The sequence below is a fragment of the Actinomycetota bacterium genome (genome assembly GCA_018830725.1).
GTDB lineage: Bacteria > Actinomycetota > Humimicrobiia > JAHJRV01 > JAHJRV01 > JAHJRV01.
Genome location: JAHJRV010000138.1, coordinates 1 through 2,267 on the forward strand (window position 1 = coordinate 1; position 2,267 = coordinate 2,267).

At 33.7% G+C, this 2,267-nt stretch carries 3 protein-coding genes; all 3 read right to left on the reverse strand.

Annotated elements, in window-relative coordinates; genetic code table 11:
- On the reverse strand, positions 1-267 hold a 267-nt coding region (locus KKC53_06395; GenBank protein MBU2598775.1), incomplete at its 3' end, for an MOSC domain-containing protein.
- Positions 268-297: 30 nt separating this feature from the next.
- A complete protein-coding gene (locus KKC53_06400; protein ID MBU2598776.1) occupies positions 298-1,719 on the reverse strand; it encodes a Ni/Fe hydrogenase subunit alpha in 1,422 nt (473 codons plus the stop codon).
- Positions 1,720-1,751: 32 nt separating this feature from the next.
- Positions 1,752-2,267: NADP oxidoreductase (locus KKC53_06405; GenBank protein MBU2598777.1), on the reverse strand; the 516-nt coding region annotated here is incomplete at its 5' end.

Here is a 2,267-nt window from a genome sequence, read left to right on the forward strand (position 1 = left end):
TAATAAGTCAATTCCTTCTGTTGTTATATTCTCAGCAAAAGAACCACTACTTATGTTAAAACCTTTTTTTCTCATCTTATTGATGCTTTCTTTAGATAAGAGGCTTACTTGCCTATGCCATTTTCCTGAATGAGCATCTCCCTCTAAACCAAAAGAGTTGATTAAGCAGGAATTAACAGGTTTTTTAGAAATACCCTTATGTTCACTTATATTAATAGAAACTACTCTTCCTATTTTAACGTCAGATTTTTTACTTAATTTTTTCATTCTACTTTTGTATTAACTTTTATATAGTTTTTAATTCCTTTTAATAGTTTCTACTATTTCACCTTTTGGAGAGTGAATTTCTATATATAATGGCATTTGTCCTAAGGCATGTGTTGAACATGAGAGACATGGATCATAACATCTAATTGCTGCTTCAACACGATTCAATAAACCCTCACTTATTTCTTTACCACTTATAAACTGTTTTGCTACCATATCAACTGATTTACTCATTGCCCAATTGTTATGTCCTGTAGCAACTATCAGATTAACCTTTTGTATCACACCATTTTCATCTGTTTTGTAGTGGTGAAATAGTGTTCCTCTTGGTGCTTCTATTGTACCCACTCCTTCTCTAGTAATCCTTGTTGACTCTGTCCTTATATCTGTAGATAAAATATCTGGATCTTCTAACAGTTCTCTTGTTCTCTCAGCAGCATACAGGTCTTCTATCAATCTGGCATAGTGAAAGTACATTGAGGCCTCAACTGGTTTCCCATTATTTATGGTTTTAAAAAGCTTAAATTCGTCATTGGCTAATGGAGTACTTATCCTGTCACAGACATTTAATCTTCCCAGGGGACCAACCCTGTAACAACCTTTTGGAAATCCTTTCTTTTTATAATAAGGGAATTTAAGATATGACCAGTCTTCAACGTGCTCTGCAATATAATTAAGATAATCACTTCCATTAAACTCTTCAAGAAGATTACCCTCTTCATCCACCAATCTTACATCTCCATCGTATATTTCAAGTGCACCATCTTTTACAAGTCCCATATAACCAGATTTGAAGTTTGCAAAGCTATCAACTAATTCTTTGTTTTTACCTATCCAATCCTTTGCTATCTCAATTGCTTTTTTAATTGAATTTATTACATATTCAACTTCACTTAAAATTTTATCTCTATCCTCAACTGACAAAGCATTATTTACTCCACCTGGTACAGCAAAAATGGGATGTACCTTCTTTTTGCCCAAAATTTCAATGATGTCTTGTCCAAATTTTCTCAATTTTACTGCAACAATAGCTAATTCTGGGTTTTTTTCTATTATTCCAAATACATTTCTTATTTTAGGATCAGCATCAAATCCTAAAAGAAGGTCTGGGCTTGCAAGATGAAAGAAATGCATTGAATGAGATTGAATAAATTGACCCATGTGCATTAGTTCCCTGAGTAATTTCCCAGTTTTTGGTATATCAACTCCGATAATTTCATCACAAGCCTTTGCTGATGCTAAGTGATGGCTAACCGGGCAGATTCCACATATTCTTGGAGTTATCTGGGGCATCTCAAAGTACAATCTCCCTTCGCAAAATTTCTCAAATCCCCTAAATTGATTTACATGAAAAAGTGCTTTTTCCACATTTCCTTCATCATCAAGATGAATTGTTACTTTTGCATGTCCCTCTATTCTTGTTATAGGTTCTATTGTTATTTTTTTGCCCATTATCTACCTCCCTATTTATAAATAAAACCTTTTTAATCGTAATGTAGTAATTTTCCCTCAAGAATTGGCATTCTTCCATTTACCAATTCGTTTAAAGCATAATATATTGAATCGGCTGATGGTGGGCATCCAGGTATATAAACATCTACTTTCGCTACTCTGTTTACACCTGATACTTGATCAGTTAATTTTCCTAATTCTTCTGCTTCAGGTATCTTTCCTTCAGTAGTACTTTCTGTTTCTACATAACCTCTTTTTAAAACTTCTTCTTTAGAAATGAAATTCCTTAAATTGCATATTCCACCGAATACGGCGCAGTCACCAAGTGCTATAAGTATTTTGCACCTTTTTCTCATCTCTTTTGCTGTTTTTTCCTGGTCTGAATTTCCAATTCCACCTGATAGTATTCCAACATCAACTCCTTCCTCTGGTGGATGTTTTAAATCAGTTAATGGACTGGATGTTATCTCAACATATTTAAGTAATTCTAATATCCTTTCATCAATATCAAGTAAAGACATGTGACAACCAGCACAACTCTCTAACCA

Coding starts and splice junctions, on each gene's coding strand:
- KKC53_06400 (MBU2598776.1), bottom strand. CDS start 1,719: ATGGGCAAAAAAATAACAATAGAACCTATAACAAGAATAGAGGGACAT.